This is a genomic window from Planotetraspora thailandica, from assembly GCF_016863335.1.
Taxonomy (GTDB): Bacteria; Actinomycetota; Actinomycetes; order Streptosporangiales; family Streptosporangiaceae; genus Planotetraspora; species Planotetraspora thailandica.
The window spans coordinates 202885-223131 of record NZ_BOOR01000010.1 but is presented as its reverse complement, the minus strand read 5'-3'; the positions used below and the strand labels follow the sequence as shown (position 1 = coordinate 223131).

The following is a 20247-nucleotide window of genomic DNA, read 5'->3' as shown; positions in this document are numbered from 1 at the left end:
GGCAGACGAGGGGTGGCGCCACGTTTCGAAGGTGCGTCATTTCCGCGAGCCGGGACGTAGCCCTGCCAACGTCCGGTCGAGCTCCAGGATCGGATGCTTGCGGAGCACCGCCTCGCCGTACTTCAGCGCGTCCGCGACCCGCCCCGCGGCGACCAGTTTCTGCACATGCGTGAGATGCGCGCCCGGGGTCCGGTCGGCCATCGGCGACACGGTCGGCACGGGCTCGGCGGGCGGCGCGGCCGACCTGTCCACGCCCACGAGTCCCAGCGCCGTGTCCATCCGCTCGCCGAAGCAGGTGATGTCGAAGAGCTCCTGGACCTCGGCGTAGCCGTCCTGGTCGACCCCGTCGCCGAGTACCTCGCCCAGCGCGGTGAGCGCCGCGTCCGGCGTGTATTCGGAGAATCCGCGGTAGCCACCCACCCCGCACAGGATTTCGTGGGTGCCGACGCCGTGGTGGCTGACGATGCGCAGGCGCTGCTGCACGGCCTCGATCGCGGCGAGCGGCATGGGGTCGTCCTCGCTGGACAGGAACAGCACGTCGCTGTCGGCGAGTTCCTCGCGAATACGCCTGCGGGGCAGAGCGCCACGCCACTCGACGTGCTCGGACAGCAGCGTCCGGTCCGACAACGCGCCCAAGCGGTGCCCGAACCAGCTGAACTGCCACGGCAGCCCGAGTACCGCCGCCCGCTCCGCCACACGGGAGAAGAGGTCGGCGCCCTTGCGGTCCTGCACCGTGCCGACCATGACGATCCTCGGCTCGGCGGCGACCTCCGGCCGGGCCCGCCGTACGCCCGGATCGCGCGGCACCGTGTTGTAGACGACCACCGGGTCCACGGCGCCCTGCTTGCGGTAGTAGTCGGCCTGGGCCTGGGAGACGCACAGCAACCGCAGCCGCGGCAGCAGTTCGAGCAGACCCTCGTGACGCTCGCCCCTGGCGGCGGCCTCCTTCTCGAAGGTGTACTGCGTCACGTGCACGTAGACCGACACCTGCACGCCGCTGTCGAGAAGGGCACGGGCCACCCGGTTGCCGAGCCAGTGCCGCCAGAAGAATCCGAAGCCGTTGATCAGGATCCGCTCGCACCCCTTGATGGCGTCCAGGATCGCGCCCACGTTCGAAAACGCGCCGATGTCGAGGTAGCGCACGTCGACGGGACCCCGGGAGACCAGGTCCTGGGTGTACGTGAGGATGGGCAGGGCGACCCCGGTGACGTACCCGAAGTCCGTACCGAGGACGGCGAGCGAGCGGGGGCGCCACATCCGTGCCCGGATGTCCGCCAGCGCCCGGTCGGCAAGGCCCGTTGCGCCGGCCGCCGGAACGGGGTTCGTCGTCACAGCGGGCGGCCGTGCCGTACGCCGCACCGGCTCGGCGTCCACGACCGTCTGGAGGACGCGCGCGGCGCAGTCGTTCCCGAACGCGAGGAAGTGCTCCACGGGCTCACCCGTCGGGTTGCCCGCGAAGGAGCCTTCCGTCATCAGCCGCACCGCGACCTGCACCAGCTCGTCGGCCGACGCGGTGTTGCGGATGAGCGGGTGCTTGATGGTCGGCAACAGCCTGTTCTGGTTCTCGGGCATGTGATGGACGAGGGGCACTCCGGCGCGGAGCACGACCGGCCAGACCGCGGCGCGAGCGGCCACCACGAAGCTGTACGAGGACAGTGTCCGGGCCTCCGGCAGTTCCTTGACGACATCGACCTGCCCGTACGGCTGCAGCGCCGCGACGATGTCAGGCAGGTCGTCGAGCACGAGCACGCGCAGGGGGGCACCGGGCGCGGCCGCCCCCTTCTGCGCCGGGGTGCGCGCGACGCGGAGCAGCTCGGGGTCGTCGCTGTATCCGGGCGCTCCGGTGATGACCGCCGGGATGTCATCCGACCAGGTCCGGTGGGTCAGCGCGCGGTGCGTGGACGGTCCCCACACGCACACCGCGGACGGCCCGCTGTTCCCCCACCGCAGAGCATGCTCACGGTGCGCGGCGCGCACGTCGCGGTACCGGAAGTCGAGCGGCCGGTCCTGCACCAGGACGACGGGGAACCGCTCTTTCGCCGCCTCCGCGACCCGGGCTCCGGAGGGGGACTGGTCGTCCAGCAGGACGATCCGGTCCACGCCGTTCTCCTCCGCGAACCGCCGCAGCCGGGACCCGGTCTCGTACGGCAGGTCCGCCAAGCCGACGGGCTCCCCCGGCCGGAACAGCCGGTGCACCGGCAGTTCCCCATCCATCCACGGGGCCCGACCGGCGGACTCGGCCGCGACGATCGTGAAGGTGTGTTCCCGGTTCTGATCGGCTCCCCGAAGCGCTGCGGCGATGCGGACGGCGATGGGGGTTTCCGCGTAAACGGCTATATGCATGCGACTTGCCTCAACTGCCTTAGGGTGCCCTGTTCGGGCAGGCTATCGGAACTCCAAATGTGGTGAGCCCTGTCACGGTGAACACGCCACCTTCGCAGATGTCGGAGGGCCGGAGCGAGTCCCATCCGCCGGCCATCCTGACGTAAGCCCCTCGGCTTACCCCGCTCCTGTCATCTGGATCGCGCCGCGCCGATCTTCGCCGGGCGTCCCACTTCCAACACGCGCAAGGCCCGATCTCAAGTTTGTGAAATATGCCTGCATGAGTGTTTTTAGGCGAAAAATCGTATTTGCATGATCGGCTCGCGAATTTCCGCAGGTCGACAGGCTTCCGGCTGAAGTTCTGCATGATCACGAAATGGATCCGCGCAGCTCACCGCACACATCGCCGAACTTCTGCATGATCACACCCCACTCCCATCCAGGGGTGGGGACTTCTGCAGGATCACACGAAGGGGGTCGTTTACGATGGATTGAGTGGCATTACGTCGCGGAATTCCCCCGCTAATTCTTCTTGTCGCGGTCGCCGCGTGCTCCTCTCCGGAAACACCGGTGGTGCAAATCGCGCAGGTCACTCGGGCGCCGGTCAGCGAAGTCGTCGAGGCGCCCGCCACGGTGGGCGCACGCGCCACCGCCGCCCTCACCACACCGGCCTCCGGAACGATCGCCAAGCTCTACGTCGAGGACGGCGACTCCGTCGAGAAGGGCGAGATCCTCGCCAGGATCCGCTCACCCCAGGCGCAGGACCAGCTCGACGAGGCGCGCAAGGCCGACAAGCAGGCGTCGAAGCCCGTCTCGGCCGGCGGCGTCCGGACGTCCGTCAGCCTGCCCCCTTTGAGGATCCCCGCGTCCTACGACGCCCAGGCCGCCCGCTATTTCGCCCGGGCGAGGAAGGCGGCGGGCCAGGTCGGGGACCGCGCGATCAAGGCCCAGCTCATGGCCGCCATCGACGCCGCCCAGGCCCAGCAGAAGGCGCAGCGCCGGGCGCTCGGCGAGGTGGCCGCCGGACTCAGCAGGTCGGTCAATCAGGTGGTCTCGCAGGTCAGCGGCCAGGTCGGCACGAGCCTTAGCGGGCTCACGGCATCGATGTCGTCGCTGCAGGCCGCGTCCAGGTCGCAGACCAGGGTCGCGGTGAAGGCGGCCAAGCGGACGGTCGACGGGCTCGTCATCAGGGCGCCCTTCGACGGCGTGGTCACGCTGGGAGGCGCCTCCTCCGGAGCCGGTGCGGCGGGCCTGGGCGGCCTCCTCGGGCAGCTGCCCGCCGATCTGGCCGGCCAGGCGGGCGCGGCGGCGGGGCCGACCCCGTCAGGGCGGTCCGCGGGGGCGGTCGCGACCGGCGTCCCCGTGTCCGCGGGGGACACGATCGTCACCGTCACCGACGTGTCGGAGCTCACGCTGTCCGCCGACGTCGACGAGACCGACGTCCTGCTGGTCCAGGACGGCACGCCCGCCGAGGCCGAGCTCGACGCGGTGACCGGCGCGACCTACACGGCCACCGTGACGGGCGTCGGCGTCACGCCGAAAGAGGGCGCCACCGGCGGGGTCAGCTATCCCGTACGCCTTCGGCTCGGAGCCGGCGTCTACGACGACCAGAGCTCTGCGCCCGACCCCAAACCGGGCATGAGCGCCGTCGTCCGGCTCACCGTACGGCAGGCCGCGGACGCCACGGCCGTACCGGCGTCGGCGATCGTGACCAGCGGCAGGGAGACCATCGTCTGGGCGGTGCGGGACGGCAAGGCCGAGCGCCGCGTCGTGAAGCTGGGGGCCCAGGGCGAGTCGACGGTGCAGATCCTCAGCGGGGTCTCGCCGGGGGAGCGTGTGGTCGTGAAGGGCGCCGACACCGTCCGTCAGGCGCAGACCCTGCCATGACCCGCGAAACGCATGAGGGCGGCGCCGCTCCGGCGTTCGAGGCGATCGGACTGACCCGGTCGTACGACCTGGAGGGTGTCTCCGTCGACGCCCTGCGCGGCGTCGACCTGCGCATCGACCAGGGGGAGTTCGTGGCGATCCTGGGCCCGTCGGGCTCGGGCAAGTCCACGCTCATGCACCTGCTGGGCTGTCTCGACCGGCCCACCTCGGGAGTGCTCCGGGTGGGGGGCGTCGACGTCGCCACCCTCGACGACACGCGGCTGGCCGAGTTGCGCAACGAGACCATCGGGTTCGTCTTCCAGTCGTTCCACCTGCTGGCCCGCACGCCCGCGCTGGACAACGTGGCGCTGCCGCTCGTGTACCGCGGAGTGGCGAGATCCGAACGGCGGGCCAGGGCGCAAAAGGCGCTGGAGGCCGTGGGGCTCGGGCATCGCCTCGGCCACCGGCCGTCCCAGATGTCCGGCGGTGAGCAGCAGCGGGTGGCCATCGCACGGGCGCTGGTCGGCGACCCCAAGGTCGTTCTGGCCGACGAGCCCACCGGCAACCTGGACACCCGCAACGGCGACGAGGTCATGGCCCTCCTGGAGGGCCTCAACGCCGACAGCGGCGTGGCCGTCGTGCTCGTGACGCACGAGCCCGACGTCGCGGCGCGTGCACACCGCCAGATCCACGTGCGCGACGGGCTCATCGAGCGTGACACCCGAACCCGTACGGCACCTGCGGCGGCGAGCGAGGGAGACGGGAAATGAGGACGGCGGAGGCGCTGCGCATGGCGCTGGAGGCCCTGCGCGTCAACCGTTTGCGCAGCACGCTGACCATGCTCGGTGTGATCATCGGCGTATTGGCGGTCGTGATCCTCGTCGCCATCGGCACGGGCGCCAAGAACGCGGTCGAAAGCGAGATCGCCGGGCTCGGCAGCAACATCATCCTGGTCGTACCCGGCCAGGTCGGCCTGGGGGCGGCGCCGACGCAGAGCAGGCTCGACCTGTCCGACGTCGCCTACGTGCGGCGCGTCGTCGGGGACCCCTCCAAGGTCACGGTCGCCGTCAACTCCGGCGAGCCGGTGCGGGTGGGGCGGGCCGAGGTGTTCGCCACCCTCACCGGCACCGACGAGAACATGCCCAACATCTTCGACCGCCCGCTGCGCCGCGGTCGTTACATGAGCGCCACCGACGTCGACACCCGTCGCCGCGTGGCCGTGCTCGGCTCGGAGGTCGCGGCCAAGCTGTTCGGCGACGTCGACCCCGTCGGGCGTCAGGTGACGATCTCGGGCGTGCGGTTCCGGGTGATCGGCGTCTACGAGACCGTCGGATCGACGTTCGGCGTCGCCCGCGACCAGGAGGTGCACGTCCCGGTCACCACGGCGCAGCGGCTCATCGGGCTGCTGAGGATCAACGGGATCGCCGTCGGCGCGACCGGGCCCGACGAGATCGAGCCCCTTCAGCGCAAGGTCGTGGCCGCCCTGGACGCGCGCTATCCGGACGAGAAGTTCTCGGCGGTGACGCAGACGCAGTTGCTGGGCACGATCGGCACGGTCCTCAGCATGCTGACCGGCGTCCTGGCAGCCATCGCCGGCATCTCGCTGCTGGTCGGCGGGGTCGGCGTATCCAACATCATGCTGGTCAGCGTGCGGGAGCGCACCAAGGAGATCGGCCTGCGCAAGGCACTCGGCGCACGCCAGCGCGACGTGTTGTGGCAGTTCCTCATCGAGGCGGTGCTGCTGACGACGATCGGCGGGGCGATCGGCATCGTGGCGGGCGTCGGCGGTGCGCTGCTGGTCCAGGCGGTGAGCCCGGTCCCCGCGGCCATCACGTGGTGGTCGATCGTGCTCGCCTTCGGGGTCTCGGTCGGCGTCGGGGTGTTCTTCGGAGTCGCCCCCGCCAGGCGGGCGGGACGGCTGGACCCGGTCGTCGCACTCCGTGCCGAATAAGCCGTGCCTACCGAATGATCGGACGGGGCCGACTCGGCCCGATCCCCGTGCGGTACCGTCGCGGACATGAGTCAGGCGGTGCGGGTCGTCTGGGACGACGAACTGATTTCCTACGACTTCGGACCCGGGCATCCGCTGGCGCCCGTACGGGTCGAGCTGACCATGGCGCTCGCCCGGGACCTCCGGGTGCTCGACGCCGTCGAGGTGGTCGGCTGCGTCCCCGCGACGGACGACGAACTGGCCCTGGTGCACGAGCGCGACTACATCGAGGGGGTCAAGGGCGTCTCCCTGAACGGCCGCCCCGACCTGCGCTGGGGTCTCGGCACGCCCGACAACCCGGCCTTCGCCGGAGTTCACGAGGCGTCGGCGCTGGTCGCAGGGGCCAGCCTGGAGGCCGCCAGGGCCGTATGGACGGGCCAGGCCGAGCATGCGGTCAACGTCGCCGGAGGGCTGCACCACGCGATGCCGTCCACGGCGAGCGGCTTCTGCGTGTACAACGACCCGGCGATCGCCATCGCCTGGCTGCTCTCCCAGGGGGCGTCGAGGATCGCCTACGTGGACGTGGACGTCCATCACGGCGACGGCGTGCAGGCGGCGTTCTACGACGACCCCCGGGTTCTGACGATCAGCCTCCACGAGAGCCCCGCCACACTGTTCCCCGGTACGGGCTTCGCCCGGGAGACCGGTGCGGACGGCACGGCCGTCAACGTCGCGCTCCCGGCCGGCTGCGGCGACGCGGGATGGTTGCGTGCCTTCCACGCCGTGGTGCCGCCCCTCGTCCGAGAGTTCACCCCCGACGTGCTCGTCACCCAGCACGGCTGCGACAGCCACGCGCTCGACCCGCTCGCGCACCTCATGCTCAGCCTCGACGGGCAGCGTACGGCTTACGCCGCGCTGCACCGGCTGGCGCACGAGGCCGCCGGAGGGCGGTGGGTCGTCACCGGGGGCGGCGGCTACGAGCTCGTGCAGGTGGTGCCGCGGGCCTGGACGCATCTCATCGCCGAGGCCGCGGGCGCTCCCGTGGATCCCGCGGCGGAGACCCCGCAGAGCTGGCGCGACTTCGTCAAACTGCGGACGGGGGAGACGGCGCCGCTGACCATGACCGACGGCCGCGACCCGGAGTTCCAGGACATCGGCCGGGGATACGATCCGTCTGATGCCGTCGACAGGGCGATCCTCGCGGCCCGCACCGCGGTGTTCCCCTTCCACGGGCTCGATCCGGTGCCGTGAGCCGCGGGCTCGGGTGCGGCGGGCCGTCCCCAGGAATCATGACCAGCCGAGGAGCGCTGTAGCGATAGTGACCCGTCAGCCCGCCTCCCCTCCTTCCCGCGAAGAGCTGCGCACCCATCTGATCCGCACGAAGATCGCCGGCGACGTGGCGACCAGCCGGGAGAACAACCTCGACCACTACCGTTCGCTGGCGCTTCGCGACCCCCATTACATGTTCGGCCTCACGTTCGAGGGCGATTGGGCGTTCCCCGACGTGCTGGAACTCATGGCCAAGAAGGCCGGCGTGGTGCCCGACCGCCGCCACCGTGAGGGCCAGGACACGATCGATCCGGACCGGACGATCGACGCCCTGGAGGAGATGGCCGACCGCATCGCCGCCATGCTGCGCAGGGGCGGGGCCCGCGTCGTCGTCGCCACCGGCCATCCGACGGGTCTGCTCACGATCCATCTGGCCCTGGCGAGGCTGGTGGCGGCCCACGGAGCGACGCTGCTGACCCCGGCCGAGGGATGGGGCTACACGGGCGCCGGCCTCGGCCGGCACCGGAAGATCCGCTACCTCGACGGCGTCGCCATGGTCAGCGAGCGGGGGAACCTGGTGCACACGCACGATCCCCACCCGATGCGCGCGATGATCGCCGAGGACCGTCCCGACTTCGTGATCGCCGATCACGGCTGGGCCGGAGCGGCCGGGGAGGCCGGCATCGAGACGGTCGGTTTCGCCGACTCCAACGATCCCGCGCTGTTCGTGGGGGAGGCCGAAGGCAAGATCGGCGTCACCGTGCCACTCGACGACAACGTGTTGCCACGATATTACGGTCCGCTTACCGCATATCTTGTGGATCGTGTCACACGGGAGCTGTGACCCCCCGAATCCGGCCGTACCAATTCGGGCATTTCGCGCCCGCTTTTCCACCAGTGTGTCGACCGTTTGCCAACTTTTTTGTGATCCTGGGCGACTCTAATGTGAGAGAAGTTGGTCCGTTCCAAGATTGAGGCGAGGGGCACGGCCCGGCTGCTGCCAGCGAATATCTCGATTTTGACGGCGAAGGCTCCGGTGACTGATGGAATGGGGGGTTTGCCTACTCGGAGTCCCGGCTTACGCTGACGGCAGTACACGTGCGTGAGCGATGGCACCAGTGGGGATAACCCGGAAACACGTGCGGAAGAGGCGTCCGATGGGTGCAGGCGAAAGACCTCTCAGCGAGGTGAAGTTTCTGACGGTCGCAGAAGTTGCCACCGTCATGCGGGTGTCCAAGATGACGGTCTACCGGCTCGTGCACTCGGGCGAGTTGCCGGCCATCAGGGTCGGTCGTTCCTTCAGAGTGCCTGAGCAGGCCGTCCACGACTACTTGAGGGACGCGTTCATCGAGGCTGGGTGAAACGCTCCACGGCTCGGATCATGACTTCACGGAGCCCATGGTCCGCTCGAGCCTTGCCGGACCCCCGGGAAGGGGCGATCTACCATGGATCGCCGGTAGGCTGTTGAGCCGGTGTGCGCTCGCGCGCCGGTTCTGACACCACCTTCACCTGGGGGTCCCGTGGGCTCTGTGATCAAGAAGCGCCGTAAGCGCATGGCCAAGAAGAAGCACCGCAAGCTGCTCAAGAAGACGCGCATTCAGCGGCGTAACAAGAAGTAGTCGGCACGGAGCGCGCACCGGTCCTGAGGGACCGGGCGACCGTGCACCGGCCGTCGCCACCCCGTGAAGCCGGCGGTGGACCGGCCGAGGAACGGCTACCCACAGGCCGTCGACCGGCCTAACCGGCAGTGGAGATGCACCACACAGCGAGGCGACAGTGACCCATACCGTGCTCGTCACCGGGGTCTGTCGTCATATCGGCGCTCGGGTGGCCGGGGCTCTCGCGGCGGACCCGGGGATCGCCCGGGTCATCGGTGTCGACACGGCGCCGCCGCCTTCTCCCACCCGTGACGGCGGTCTGCCGCTCGGCCGTACGGAGTTCGTCAGGATCGACCTGCGGACCTCCGACATCGCGCGGGTCATCGCGGCCGAGGACGTCGACACCGTGGTGCACATGAGCCTGGTCAGCGGCCCGGCGAAGAGCCGTTCGGCCATGATGGAGCACAACGTCATCGGCACCATGCAACTGCTGGCGGCCTGCCAGCGGTCCGCGACGGTGCGCCGGGTGGTGGTGCGCTCCACCACGGCCGTATACGGCTCCTCGCCGCATGCTCCCGCGGTGTTCACCGAGGACACCGAGCCTGTCGACGTGCCCCACACCGGCTATGCCAAGGACGCGATCGAGGTCGAGGGATACGTCCGCGGCTTCGCGCGCAGGCGTCCGGACGTGGCGACCTCCACTCTGAGGTTCGCCAACTTCATGGGCCCGCGCGTCGACTCGCCTCTGACCAGGTATTTCTCGCAGCCCGTGCTGCCGACCGTCTTCGGCTTCGACCCTCGCTTGCAGTTCGTGCACGAGGACGACGCGGTCGAGGTGCTGTGCAGGATGGCGCTCGAGGATCATCCCGGGGTGTTCAACGTCGCCGGAGACGGGGTCCTGCTGCTGTCCCAGTGCGTCCGGCGGGCCGGCCGCCCGACGGTGCCGGTCCCGTCGCCCGCGTTCGAGGCCCTCGGCGTGTTCGCCCGCAACACCGGCGTGGTCGACTTCTCACCGGAGCAACTCGCTCTGATGAGCCACGGCCGGGCGGTGGACTCCTCCCGGCTGGCCGCCGCGCTCGGCTGGAAACCCAAGTTCAGTACCGCCGCCGCGTTCGACGACTTCCTCCGGTCACACGGCATCGCCGGGCGGTGGCCCCTCGCGATGGTCGAATGGCTGTCCGGACTGATGACGAGGCGGTGAGCGAAATTCCGGCTTCCGACGCCGTCTCCGGCGAGGACGCACAGATCATCCCCATCTCCGCGGCACGCAGCGCATCCGGCTCCAACGGCTCGGGTCCGCAGTCGGCGGACGAACGGCTGGCCGAACTGTTCGCGTTCTTACGCCGCAGGGTCACCGGAGACTACGAGATCGACGAGTTCGGCTTCGACCCCGAGCTCAACGACAAGGTCCTGCTGGAATTGATCCGGCCGATCTACCGGCACTGGTTCCGGGTCGAGACCCTCGGCGTGCGCAACGTGCCGGCCGACTCGGGCGCCCTGGTGGTGGCCAACCACTCCGGCACCCTGCCGGTGGACGCGCTGATGATGCAGGTGGCGCTGCACGACGAGGCGCATCGGGCGGTCCGTCTGCTCGGCGCCCACCTGGTCTACCAGCTGCCGGTGCTGGGGCACCTGTCCCGCAAGACCGGGCACACCCTGGCGACGCCTGAGGACGCCGACCGGCTGCTGCGCAAGGGCGAGCTCGTCGGGGTCTTCCCCGAGGGGTTCAAGGGCGTCGGCAAGCCGTTCTCGCAGCGCTACAAGCTGCAGAGGTTCGGCCGGGGCGGTTTCGTGACCGCCGCCATCCGCGCCGGGGTGCCGATCGTGCCGTGCGCGATCGTGGGGGCCGAGGAGATCTATCCCAAGATCGGCGACTTTCCGATGCTGGCCAGGATGCTCGGCGTGCCGTACCTGCCGGTGACGCCGTTCTTCCCCTTGCTGGGACCGCTGGGGCTGATCCCGCTGCCGTCCAAGTGGCTGATCGAGTTCGGCGAGCCCATCCGCACCGACACGTTCGACCCCGCAGACGCCGACGACCCCCTTGTGGTGTTCAACCTCACCGACCAGGTGCGCGAGGCGATCCAGCATCAGCTCGACGCCCTGCGCCTGCGTCGCGGCCCGGCCTTCCCGCCGTTCTTCTGACGGTCTTCCGGCCGTGCCGCCGTCCGGTCAGGACGAGCGGTAGTGCTTGCGCAGCGCGATCCCGGCCGCGACGCCACCGGCGATGGCACCCGCCGTCGCCGCGATCGGCAGGCCGATCATCGTGGCCTTGCGTCCCGTACGGAAGTCGCGGATCTCCCATTTCTGCTCGCGGGCGTACTCCCGCAGCTCGCTGTCGGGGTTGATCGCGTACGCGTGGCCCACGAGGGAGAGCATGGGCAGGTCGTTGGCCGAGTCGCTGTAGGCGGAGCAGCGCGACAGGTCGAGCCCCTCACGCCGGGCCAGGGCCCGGACGGCCTCGGCCTTCGCGGGGCCGTGCAGGAGGTCGCCGACGAGCCTGCCGGTGTAGGCGCCCTCGGAGGTCTCCGCGACGGTCCCGAGCGCTCCAGTGAGCCCCAGCCGTTGGGCGATCACACGGGCCAGCTCGACCGGCGTCGCGGTGACCAGCCACACCCGCTGACCCGCGTCGAGATGAGCCTGGGCGAGAGCTCTGGTCCCGGACCACACCCGGTCGGCCATGACCTCGTCGTAGATCTCCTCGCCGAGCCGTACCACGTCGTCGACCTTGAGCCCGGCGACGAAGGCCAGAGCCATCTCCTTGGCGCGGGCGATGTGATGGGGATTCTCGTTGCCCCTGACCCGAAACCACGCCTGGCCCGCGGCGAACCTGAGGAGGTCGCTGGTGGTGAACAGGCCGCGCGAGGCGAGACCCCGGGCGAAGTGATAGATCGAGGCGCCGCGCATCATCGTGTTGTCGACGTCGAAGAAGGCCGCCGCCGTCGGGTCGGGGGCCGCCGCCGGGGCCGAGATCGCTGCGGCCGCCGCCACCTCGCCCGCGGTCTCCGCCGCTGTTCGCCGTCGCATTAGCCGCCTCATGACACATCAGCTTAACCGTCGCGGGTCACCCCCAAACGGAGCGCGCATGACGTGTCAACGGGTGGAAACCGCGAACTTATCGATATATCTCAGATATTTGCCAGCCTTCTTGCGGTTTTCTCCATCGAGCTTCGGCAGCAGCGATTCGACCGCGTCGCGCTGATCTTCGGCGAAGTTCCGGGCCTCGACGTTCGCGGCCTTATCGTGCCGCTCGACCCGGCCCAGGGCCGACCGGGTGGTGGTCTCCATGTCGTCGAGTGTGCGCTCGATGAGCTTTCCGCTGTTCGGGTTCGAATAGCCGGCCAGGGACTCGGTCTCCGCCATCCTCAGCCGGGCCGCCCCCATCTCCCGCTGGGCCCGCTCGGTGTCATCCGACGCCATCGACAGCAGGGTGGCCTCCGCCGCCCTCTTGAGGGGGTAGAGCGTCTCGCCGGGCACGGAGTGGTAGGCCCTGATGCCCATGCCGTACATGCCGACGAGCAGCGCCGTGAAGACGATGGCCGGGCGCAGGCGCGCGAAAAGGGAACGGCGGCGCCGGGGGCGCGGTTGGTCGGCCGGGGGCTGCGAGGCGGGCACGCGCTCGGCGGCTTGGGCGCGCAGCAATTCCTCCCGGAGCCTCGCGCGAAACTCGGTGCTTGGCCCGGAGAACGTCAGCCCGAGATCGGCGAGGCGTGCGGCGACGCGGCCGCGTCTACGAGACGCCGACCTTCCGCGCAGCCGGTGCGAGCCTCGCGACCAGCCCATGAGCAACGCTCCCGCCCGTCCCCCGAATGATGATCTATTCCTGCCACATGCCCAACGATGAGACGCTGCCGGGGTTACGGCAGTCGCACTAACGGAGGTCCTTCGCCAGCGACCGCGCCAGGGCCTTGATCGCCCGGAACTGGAGCGCCTTGATGGCGCCGCTCTTCTTGTTCATGATCAGGGCGGTCTCGGCGAGGGACAAACCCTCCAGGAAACGCAGGATCACGCACTCCTGCTGCTCGGGTCCCAGCTGCTTGATCGCCTGCATCACCCGCTCGTTCACCATGTTGGTGACGACGGCGTTCTCCGGAATGTGCGGGCCGTCCAGGGGGCGGTCGAACACCTCGGCGGTGGTCACCTCGAGGCGGTTCCTGCCCGACTTGAAATGATCGGCCACGAGGTTGCGGGCGATGGTCACCAGCCAGGCGCCGAAGTCGCGGCCCTGCCAGGTGAAGTCCGAGATGCCGCGCAGCGCGCGCAGGAACGTTTCACTCGTCAGGTCCTCCGTCTGCGCGTGGGATCCCACCCGGAAGAAGACGTAGCGATACACCAACTCGAGGTAACGGTCGTACAGCACGCCGAACGCCTCGGTGTCGCCCGTCTTGGCGCGCAGGACCAGCTCCCGCATCTCCGTGTCCTCGCCTGCGGCGGGGTCGACGGAGCGCGCGGGGGGCGCTGTTCCGACGGCGGCTGGAGGGGACAGCCTGGCCAACGGCCATGTGTTCGGCATCCGGTGTCCCTTGGGGGAAGGGGAGTCGGCGTGCTCGAACACTCTAGAAATCATCGGCAAATTACACAATCCATCCGAGGGCTGCAGTCACAACACGTAACGGATCCCGTCATCTCGTCAGGACGTTCGGTGGCGTTTGCCGCATCCGGGTACCAGGGGGGTGGCAAAGTCCGGCAGCATGGTGTCCATCATGGATGTCCTTGTCGCTTTCATAGCGTTCGCCGGCGCCTTGACCGCCGGGTTCACCACCGCCGTCCTCATCGGACGTCTCCGCGAAGAGGCCACCGGCTGGTTGATCGCGTGGACGGTCACCACGGTCGTGCTGACCCTGTCGCTCGGGGCCACCGGGCTCGGGCTGCTGACGGGATTCGGATCCGGCACCTTCCGGATCTCTCAGATCACCGGCTCGCTGCTGGCGCCGTTGTGGCTATCGGTCGGACTGCTCCAACTGCTGGCCGACAAGGGGTCGTCCCGTATCTTCGGGTGGCTGCTCGGCACGGCGCTGACCGTCATCGGCTCTGTGATCATGCTGCTCGATCCGGTCAGCGGGGCGTTCAGCAAGGCCCTGCCCAAGGGAGGCGACCACTGGGACATCTGGCCCGAGTGGCTGCTGCGCGGAGTCCACGGCCTGGTCATCCTGATGCTGCTGATCTCCCTGGCCATCGCCCTCCTGAGCTGGCGTGACGGGGACGACGTCGACATCGACAACATGAACGCCGCCGTCGTGCTCGCCCCCGCGGGCATGGCCCTGACCGTCGCCCTGGAGCTGGGGCTGCCCGGCATCCTGGTCGTGGTGCTCATGACGGCCACCGCCGGCGGCATCTGGTACGCCGTGTCCCGGCCGCTCGCGCCGTACGAAGACGACGAGGACGAGGAGGACGACGAGCCGGAAGAGTGGAAGGACCGGGGCCGCCGGAACCCCTCCGACCAGCGTGTCGCCTCCGCTCATCGGGAGATGCCGGTCGGAGCCGGGGTCACGCAGACCGTCCCGCCTCCGCCGCGGCGCTCGGGCCTGGGCGATCTGGTCGCGGAGTTGCAGGCGGAGGAGGAGGCCGAGCGCGCCAGCCGTATGCGGCAGCAGGACGGCTTCCCGGGCCACGGGCCGCGGCTCGACGACTTCGGCGGCCCGATGACCGGCCACCTCATGGCGTCCGATCCGCTGGCGCCCTCCCTGCCGTCCGACTTCGGCATGACGCCGCCTGCCGTGCCGCATGACATGCCGGCGACGGGTGTGATGTTCCCGGTGACCGACGGCCCGCCGTCGTTCCCCCAGGAGACGGGCGGCGTCTTCGGCGCCGCGGCGTCACGGCAGGGCGTCTCCGCGTCCGCGGCCATGCCCCCCGCATCGGTCAAGCCCGCGCCCAGCACCTACGGCATTCTCACGGTGTTCACGCTGATGGACGGCTCGGGCGAGGCGTTCGACAAGCTGGCGGAGGAGACCGTGGAGGCCGTGCTGCGCAACGAGCCGGACACGCTGATCTTCGTCTGCCACGCGGTGAAGTCGGCTCCGCTGCAGCGCATCGTGTACGAGCTCTATCGCGACGAGGTGAGCTTCTCCGAGCACCAGCGGCAGTCGCACATGGAGCGCTTCGCCACCGAGCGCCAGCCGCTCGTCCTGGCGACCAACGTCATCGAGCTGGCCGTCAACGCCGCCAAGGTCACCGCCCTGCCCCAGCGCTAACCCCGCCTCGCCGGAGGCGAGGCCATCAACGCAGTGCAGTACGGAGGCGGGACTCGTCGACCCGCCAGTAGTCGTGCTGGACGCCGTCGACGAGGACGACCGGGATCATCTCCCAGTAGCGCTCCTGGTCCTCCTTCGACGCGGTGATGTCCCGCTCCTCCCATGGCACGCCGAGCTCCTGCGCCACACGTTCCACGACCTGGCGGGCGTCGTCGCAGAGGTGGCACCCGGGCTTGCCGAGCAGGGTGATCAGGTGAGCGGACATGGCCACAGCCTATGCCGCCCCGCGCGGGCCGGATTCGCGAGCGGCCGCCTGTCCTGGGACAGTTAACGGGCACTCACTTTGTGCACCGCTTCACAAAGGCACTAACCTTGATGTAAATCCGTCGCATCCGCTCGTGCGGCCGGGGGCGTACCGGCCGTCCGTCCCCCTGGAGCACCGGCTCGTGACTCGCCGTATTCCGCAAGCACGCGATCGCGGCATTCCCGACGCGACCGTCGCCCGACTGCCGCTTTATTTGCGTGCCCTCAATGGGCTCTCCGAGCGTGCCACGCTCACCGTGAGCTCGGAGGATCTCGCGGCCGCAGCGGGGGTGAACTCGGCGAAGCTCCGTAAGGACCTGTCCCACCTGGGCTCGTACGGCACGCGCGGCGTGGGCTACGACGTGCAGTACCTGATCTACCAGATCTCCCGTGAGCTTGGTCTCACCCAGGACTGGGCGGTCGCCATCGTCGGAGTCGGTAATCTCGGGCGTGCTCTGGCGAATTACGGCGGGTTCGCTTCAAGGGGATTCAGGATCGCGGGGCTTCTGGACGCCGATCCCGCCGTGGTCGGCGACCAGATCGCCGGTCTCGTCGTGGAGCACACCGACGCGCTCGAGACCGTCATCGCGGACCGCTCGGTCTCGATCGTGGTGATCGCGACACCGGCCGCGGCCGCCCAGCATGTCTGCGATCGGGTCACGGCAGTGGGAGTCACGAGTATCTTGAACTTCGCTCCCGTCGTGCTGAATGTGCCCGACGGCGTAGATGTCCGTAAAGTCGATTTATCAATCGAGCTGCAGATACTTGCGTTCCACGAGCAACGCAAGGCTAGTGGAGGGCCCATCATGGCCGAGGAGTGGCCGGACGGGGTGGAACCTGTGAATGAGCGATCGATCGGAGCGAGCTCATGAGCCTCCTCGTCGTCGGGCTGAGCCACCGGTCCGCCCCCGTGGCGCTTCTGGAACGTGTCACCGTCAGCGGTGACGCGCTGGAGAAGCTCCTGCACGACGTGCGGCAGAGCGATCACGTGTCGGAGGCCCTGGTGGTCTCCACGTGCAACCGCGTCGAGATCTTCGCCGACGTCGATCGTTTCCACGCCGGTGTGACCGCGATGAGCGACCTGCTGAGCGCGCACTCGGGCATTCCGCAGGACGAGCTCGGCCGGCACCTGTACGTGCATTACGAGGACCGCGCCGTCCAGCACCTGTTCAACGTGACCTGCGGCCTCGACTCGATGGTGGTCGGCGAGGGCCAGATCCTCGGGCAGGTCCGTTCGGCCCTGCGCCTCGCCCAGAACCAGGGCACCGCGGGCACGTCGCTCAACGAGCTCTTCCAGCACGCGCTGCGCGTCGGCAAGCGCGCGCACGCCGACACCGACATCGACCGTGCCGGCGCCTCCCTCGTCGGTGTGGGGCTGACGCTGGCCGAGCAGGTGATCGGCCCGGTCGCCGGCAAGCGCGCCCTGGTCGTGGGCGCCGGCTCGATGAGCGCGCTGTCGGCCGCCACGCTGTCCCGCGCCGGCGCGGGCGAGATCGTGATCGCCAACCGCACCCACGCCCGTGCCGTACGGCTGGCGGAGACCGTCGGAGGCAGGGCCGTCGAACTGGCCGATCTGCCGGCGGAGCTCGCAAAGGCCGACCTGGTGATCTCGTGCGTGGGCGCGGGCACCCGCGTGATCACGGCGGAGACCGTCGCGGACGCCATGCGGGACCGTGAAGACGGTGGGCTCTTCCTGCTCGACCTGGCTCTTCCGCACGACGTCGACCCGGCGGTGCGGGTCATCCCCAAGGTCACGCTCGTCGACCTCGAGTCGATGCAGCAGGCCGGTCTCGGGGCGGGCGCCGGTGACGGCGGGCACGCCGAGGCGATCGGCGCCGTCAAGGCGATCGTCGCCGAAGAGGTCACGGCATATCTGGAGTCGGAGCGCGCCGCGAAGGTCACCCCGACGGTGATCGCCCTGCGCAGCAAGGCGGCCGGGGTGGTCGAGGCGGAGATCGGCCGGCTGATGTCACGCCTGCCGGGTTTGGATACGCGGATGCGCGATGAGGTCACCCAGACGGTCAGGCGGGTCGTGGACAAGCTGCTCCACGAGCCGACCGTGCGGGTCAAGCAACTGGCCGCGGCCCCCGGCGGCGATCATTACGCGGAGGCGCTGCGCGAGCTGTTCGACCTGGATCCGAAGGCTCCAGCCGCCGTCTCCGGAGTGGACGTCACGGCCGCCGAGGGCACGCAGGACGAGGGCACCGAGGACACGGAGGCGGGCCGGTGAGCGCGCCCCTGCGGCTCGGCACACGCAAGAGCCTGATGGCGACCACGCAGTCGCAGTCCGTCGCCGACCGGCTGACCGACACCACCGGACGCAAGGTGGATCTCGTCGGCATCACCACCTTCGGCGACGTCACCAAGGCCGCGCTGACCCAGCTCGGCGGCACCGGCGTGTTCGTCAGCGAGCTGCGGAACAAGCTGATCGACGACGAGATCGACTTCGCGGTGCACTCCTTGAAGGACCTGCCGACCGCGCAGGACGAGCAGATCGTGATCGCCGCCATCCTGCCCCGCGACGACCCGCGCGACGCGCTCGTCGCCACCGGCAAACTGGCGGACCTTCCGCCGGGCGCGAAGATCGGCACCGGGTCGCCCCGCAGGGTCGCCCAGCTCCGCGCGCTGCGCCCGGACCTCGACTACCTCCCGATCAGGGGAAATGCGGACACACGCATTGGTAAAGTGACATCTGGCGAGTTCGACGGAGTCGTCCTGGCTGCGGCCGGTCTTGGCAGGATCGGGCGCGACACAGAGATCTCCGAGATCTTTGAGGTGGAGACCATGCTTCCGGCCCCGGGGCAGGGAGCTCTCGCCGTGGAGTGCCTGGCATCCCGTAAAGACCTCGTCGAGCTGCTGAGCGTTCTCGACGACCCGCACACGCGGGCCGCGGTGACCGCCGAGCGCTCGGTACTCGCCGCCCTCGAGGCCGGTTGCGCGGCACCGGTAGGTGCTTTCGCGTCCGGTGACGGGCACATTCTGAATCTGACCGCCGTTGTCGTCGCCGCCGACGGCGTGCGGTCAGTGCGCAAGTCCGCCTCCGGACCTCTTCCGGCGGCCATGGACCTGGGCCGCGAGCTCGCGGCCTCCATGATCGCTGAAGGGGCCGACACGTTGATGGGGGAGCAGGCCCATTGAGCTCCGCGAGTCACAACCAGCAGGTCGGCACCGGGTTCGTCGCCTTCGTGGGCGCCGGGCCGGGTGACGAGAACCTGCTCACATTGCGTGGCGCCGACCTGCTGGGCAGGGCCGACGTCGTCGTCCTCGACCGGCAGGCGTACGGCTCGCTGCTGCGCCACTGCCGGCCGGGCGTGGAGGTCATGGACATCTCGCCCGACGCGGCCGAGAACTCGGTCTCGCTCCGGACGATCCAGCAGGCCAAGGCCGGCCGTACCGTCGTGCGGCTGTGCCCTGGAGACCCGTCGTTCTTCTCCTCGGTGAGCGACGAGGTGGCGGCGTGCGCGAAGGCCGACGTCGAGTTCGAGATCGTTCCGGGTGTGCCGCCGGCCACCGCCGTCCTGACGTACGCGGGCATCCCCGCGGCGCCGGGCGTGCCGGAGTTCCGCGTCGTGGACGCGTCGCAGACCACGGACTGGGCGCCGCATGCCGCGTGTGAGGGCACCCTGGTGATCTACAACGGCGTCGCCGAGGCCGTGGCCATCGGCAAGGCGCTGATCGCGTCGGGCAAGCCCGACTCCACCCCGGTCGCTGTGACCAGCGACGGAACCACGACGGAGCAGTACACGGTCGTGTCGACGCTCGGTCGTCTCGGCCCCGATCTCAAGCACGCGGGCATGACCGAGCCGGCCCTGATCGTCGTGGGCGACGCGGTCTCCGCGCGCGAGCGGCTGTCGTGGTTCGAGACCAAGTCGCTGTTCGGCTGGCGGGTGCTGGTGCCGCGCACCAAGGAGCAGGCGGAGGGTCTGTCGGAGCAGCTCCGGTCGTACGGCGCGGTGCCAGAGGAGGTGCCGACCATCTCGGTAGAGCCGCCGCGGACCCCGCAGCAGATGGACCGGGCGATCAAGGGCCTGGTGACGGGCCGTTACGAGTGGGTCGCCTTCACCAGCGCCAACGCGGTCAAGGCCGTGCGGGAGAAGTTCGAGGAGTACGGCCTCGACGCGCGGGCGTTCGCCGGGCTCAAGGTCGCCGCCGTGGGCGATGCCACCGCGCGGGCGCTCGTCGAGTTCGGGGTCAAGCCCGACCTCATGCCGACGGGTGAACAGTCGTCGGAGGGGTTGCTCGCCGAGTGGCCGCCGTACGACTCGATGCTCGACCCGATCAACCGCGTGCTGCTGCCCCGCGCCGACATCGCGACCGAGACGCTCGTGGCCGGGCTCATCGAGCTCGGCTGGGAGTGCGACGACGTCACCGCTTACCGGACGGTCCGTGCGGCGCCGCCGCCCGCGCCGATCCGTGAGGCGATCAAGGGCGGCGGCTTCGACGCGGTGCTGTTCACGTCGTCGTCGACGGTGCGCAATCTCGTCGGCATCGCGGGGAAGCCGCACAACGTCACGGTGATCGCCGTGATCGGGCCGCAGACCGCCAAGGCCGCCGAGGAGGCCGGGCTGCGGGTCGACGTCATGGCCGACAAACCGTCCGCCTCGGCCCTGGCCGCCGCTCTGGCGGACTATGGTGCAAAACAGCGGCATGCGGCCATCTCGGCCGGGGAAGTGCCTCGCAGGCCGTCTCAGACCCGTAGAGGCGCACGCCGCCGGGTGAAGTGAGCCGGCCCCGCAGCAGCAGACCGGTGGAGCACACCGGTGTGAAG

The 20247-nt window shown here is 69.7% G+C and carries 19 protein-coding genes; 14 read left to right on the top strand and 5 right to left on the bottom strand.

The window, feature by feature from the left end; all coding sequences use genetic code 11:
- Positions 1-36: 36 nt before the first annotated feature.
- The gene (locus Pth03_RS10090; protein WP_203943896.1) at positions 37-2343 is read right to left on the bottom strand and encodes a glycosyltransferase; all 2307 of its coding nucleotides are present in this window, start codon (positions 2341-2343) and stop codon (positions 37-39) included.
- A gap of 549 nt (positions 2344-2892) precedes the next feature.
- Between Pth03_RS10090 and Pth03_RS10085 the strand changes: the two genes are divergently transcribed.
- From Pth03_RS10085 to Pth03_RS10045, 9 genes are all read left to right on the top strand, one after another.
- The gene (locus tag Pth03_RS10085) at positions 2893-4209 is read left to right on the top strand and encodes an efflux RND transporter periplasmic adaptor subunit (RefSeq protein ID WP_203943895.1); all 1317 of its coding nucleotides are present in this window, start codon (positions 2893-2895) and stop codon (positions 4207-4209) included.
- Positions 4206-4958, top strand: coding sequence for an ABC transporter ATP-binding protein (locus Pth03_RS10080; RefSeq protein WP_203943894.1), 753 nt, complete (start codon positions 4206-4208; stop codon positions 4956-4958). The genes Pth03_RS10085 and Pth03_RS10080 overlap by 4 nt, the downstream gene beginning before the upstream one ends.
- On the top strand, positions 4955-6139 hold the full coding sequence (locus Pth03_RS10075) for an ABC transporter permease (protein ID WP_203943893.1): 1185 nt from the start codon (positions 4955-4957) through the stop codon (positions 6137-6139). Before Pth03_RS10080 ends, Pth03_RS10075 begins: the two co-directional genes overlap by 4 nt.
- A 66-nt stretch (positions 6140-6205) precedes the next feature.
- On the top strand, positions 6206-7369 hold the full coding sequence (locus Pth03_RS10070) for an acetoin utilization protein AcuC (protein ID WP_203943892.1): 1164 nt from the start codon (positions 6206-6208) through the stop codon (positions 7367-7369).
- Positions 7370-7436: 67 nt separating this feature from the next.
- Complete coding sequence (locus Pth03_RS10065) at positions 7437-8231, top strand: phosphatase (protein WP_239118894.1); 795 nt, start codon at positions 7437-7439, stop codon at positions 8229-8231.
- Positions 8232-8544: 313 nt separating this feature from the next.
- A complete protein-coding gene (locus tag Pth03_RS10060) occupies positions 8545-8748 on the top strand; it encodes a helix-turn-helix domain-containing protein (RefSeq protein ID WP_030456159.1) in 204 nt (67 codons plus the stop codon).
- 159 nt (positions 8749-8907) lie between these two features.
- Positions 8908-9006, top strand: coding sequence for a 30S ribosomal protein bS22 (locus tag Pth03_RS10055; RefSeq protein ID WP_018654693.1), 99 nt, complete (start codon positions 8908-8910; stop codon positions 9004-9006).
- A gap of 208 nt (positions 9007-9214) precedes the next feature.
- Positions 9215-10186 carry an NAD-dependent epimerase/dehydratase family protein gene (locus Pth03_RS10050; protein ID WP_373318519.1) on the top strand — a complete coding sequence of 324 codons (972 nt, stop codon included), beginning with the start codon at positions 9215-9217 and terminating at the stop codon, positions 10184-10186.
- Positions 10183-11127 carry a lysophospholipid acyltransferase family protein gene (locus Pth03_RS10045; RefSeq protein ID WP_373318518.1) on the top strand — a complete coding sequence of 315 codons (945 nt, stop codon included), beginning with the start codon at positions 10183-10185 and terminating at the stop codon, positions 11125-11127. Before Pth03_RS10050 ends, Pth03_RS10045 begins: the two co-directional genes overlap by 4 nt.
- Before the next feature lie 27 nt (positions 11128-11154).
- Here Pth03_RS10045 and Pth03_RS10040 read toward each other — a convergent pair whose 3' ends face one another.
- The 3 genes from Pth03_RS10040 to Pth03_RS10030 form a co-directional block, all read right to left on the bottom strand.
- Positions 11155-12021, bottom strand: a complete 867-nt coding sequence (locus tag Pth03_RS10040) for an HAD family hydrolase (RefSeq protein WP_203943888.1) — start codon at positions 12019-12021, stop codon at positions 11155-11157.
- 54 nt (positions 12022-12075) lie between these two features.
- Positions 12076-12765 carry a DUF5667 domain-containing protein gene (locus Pth03_RS10035; protein WP_203943887.1) on the bottom strand — a complete coding sequence of 230 codons (690 nt, stop codon included), beginning with the start codon at positions 12763-12765 and terminating at the stop codon, positions 12076-12078.
- 88 nt (positions 12766-12853) lie between these two features.
- Complete coding sequence (locus Pth03_RS10030) at positions 12854-13549, bottom strand: sigma-70 family RNA polymerase sigma factor (RefSeq protein ID WP_239118893.1); 696 nt, start codon at positions 13547-13549, stop codon at positions 12854-12856.
- Positions 13550-13685: 136 nt separating this feature from the next.
- Here Pth03_RS10030 and Pth03_RS10025 point away from each other — a divergent pair, with 136 nt between their 5' ends.
- On the top strand, positions 13686-15176 hold the full coding sequence (locus tag Pth03_RS10025) for a putative quinol monooxygenase (protein WP_203943886.1): 1491 nt from the start codon (positions 13686-13688) through the stop codon (positions 15174-15176).
- A 25-nt stretch (positions 15177-15201) separates the two neighbouring features.
- On the opposite strand, the gene Pth03_RS10020 is transcribed toward Pth03_RS10025, so the two are convergent.
- Positions 15202-15441 (bottom strand): glutaredoxin family protein, encoded by a 240-nt coding sequence (locus Pth03_RS10020; RefSeq protein ID WP_203943885.1) that lies wholly within the window; start codon positions 15439-15441, stop codon positions 15202-15204.
- Between the two features lie 181 nt (positions 15442-15622).
- Here Pth03_RS10020 and Pth03_RS10015 point away from each other — a divergent pair, with 181 nt between their 5' ends.
- From Pth03_RS10015 to Pth03_RS10000, 4 genes are read left to right on the top strand one after another with little or no spacing between them, the layout of a single operon-like run.
- Positions 15623-16351, top strand: a complete 729-nt coding sequence (locus Pth03_RS10015) for a redox-sensing transcriptional repressor Rex (RefSeq protein WP_203943884.1) — start codon at positions 15623-15625, stop codon at positions 16349-16351.
- The gene (locus tag Pth03_RS10010; RefSeq protein ID WP_203943883.1) at positions 16348-17709 is read left to right on the top strand and encodes a glutamyl-tRNA reductase; all 1362 of its coding nucleotides are present in this window, start codon (positions 16348-16350) and stop codon (positions 17707-17709) included. Before Pth03_RS10015 ends, Pth03_RS10010 begins: the two co-directional genes overlap by 4 nt.
- Entirely contained in the window at positions 17706-18617 is a 912-nt protein-coding gene (gene hemC, locus Pth03_RS10005; RefSeq protein ID WP_275413068.1) for a hydroxymethylbilane synthase, read from the top strand. Before Pth03_RS10010 ends, hemC begins: the two co-directional genes overlap by 4 nt.
- Positions 18614-20203, top strand: coding sequence for a bifunctional uroporphyrinogen-III C-methyltransferase/uroporphyrinogen-III synthase (locus tag Pth03_RS10000; protein ID WP_239118892.1), 1590 nt, complete (start codon positions 18614-18616; stop codon positions 20201-20203). The genes hemC and Pth03_RS10000 overlap by 4 nt, the downstream gene beginning before the upstream one ends.
- Positions 20204-20247: the final 44 nt, after the last annotated feature.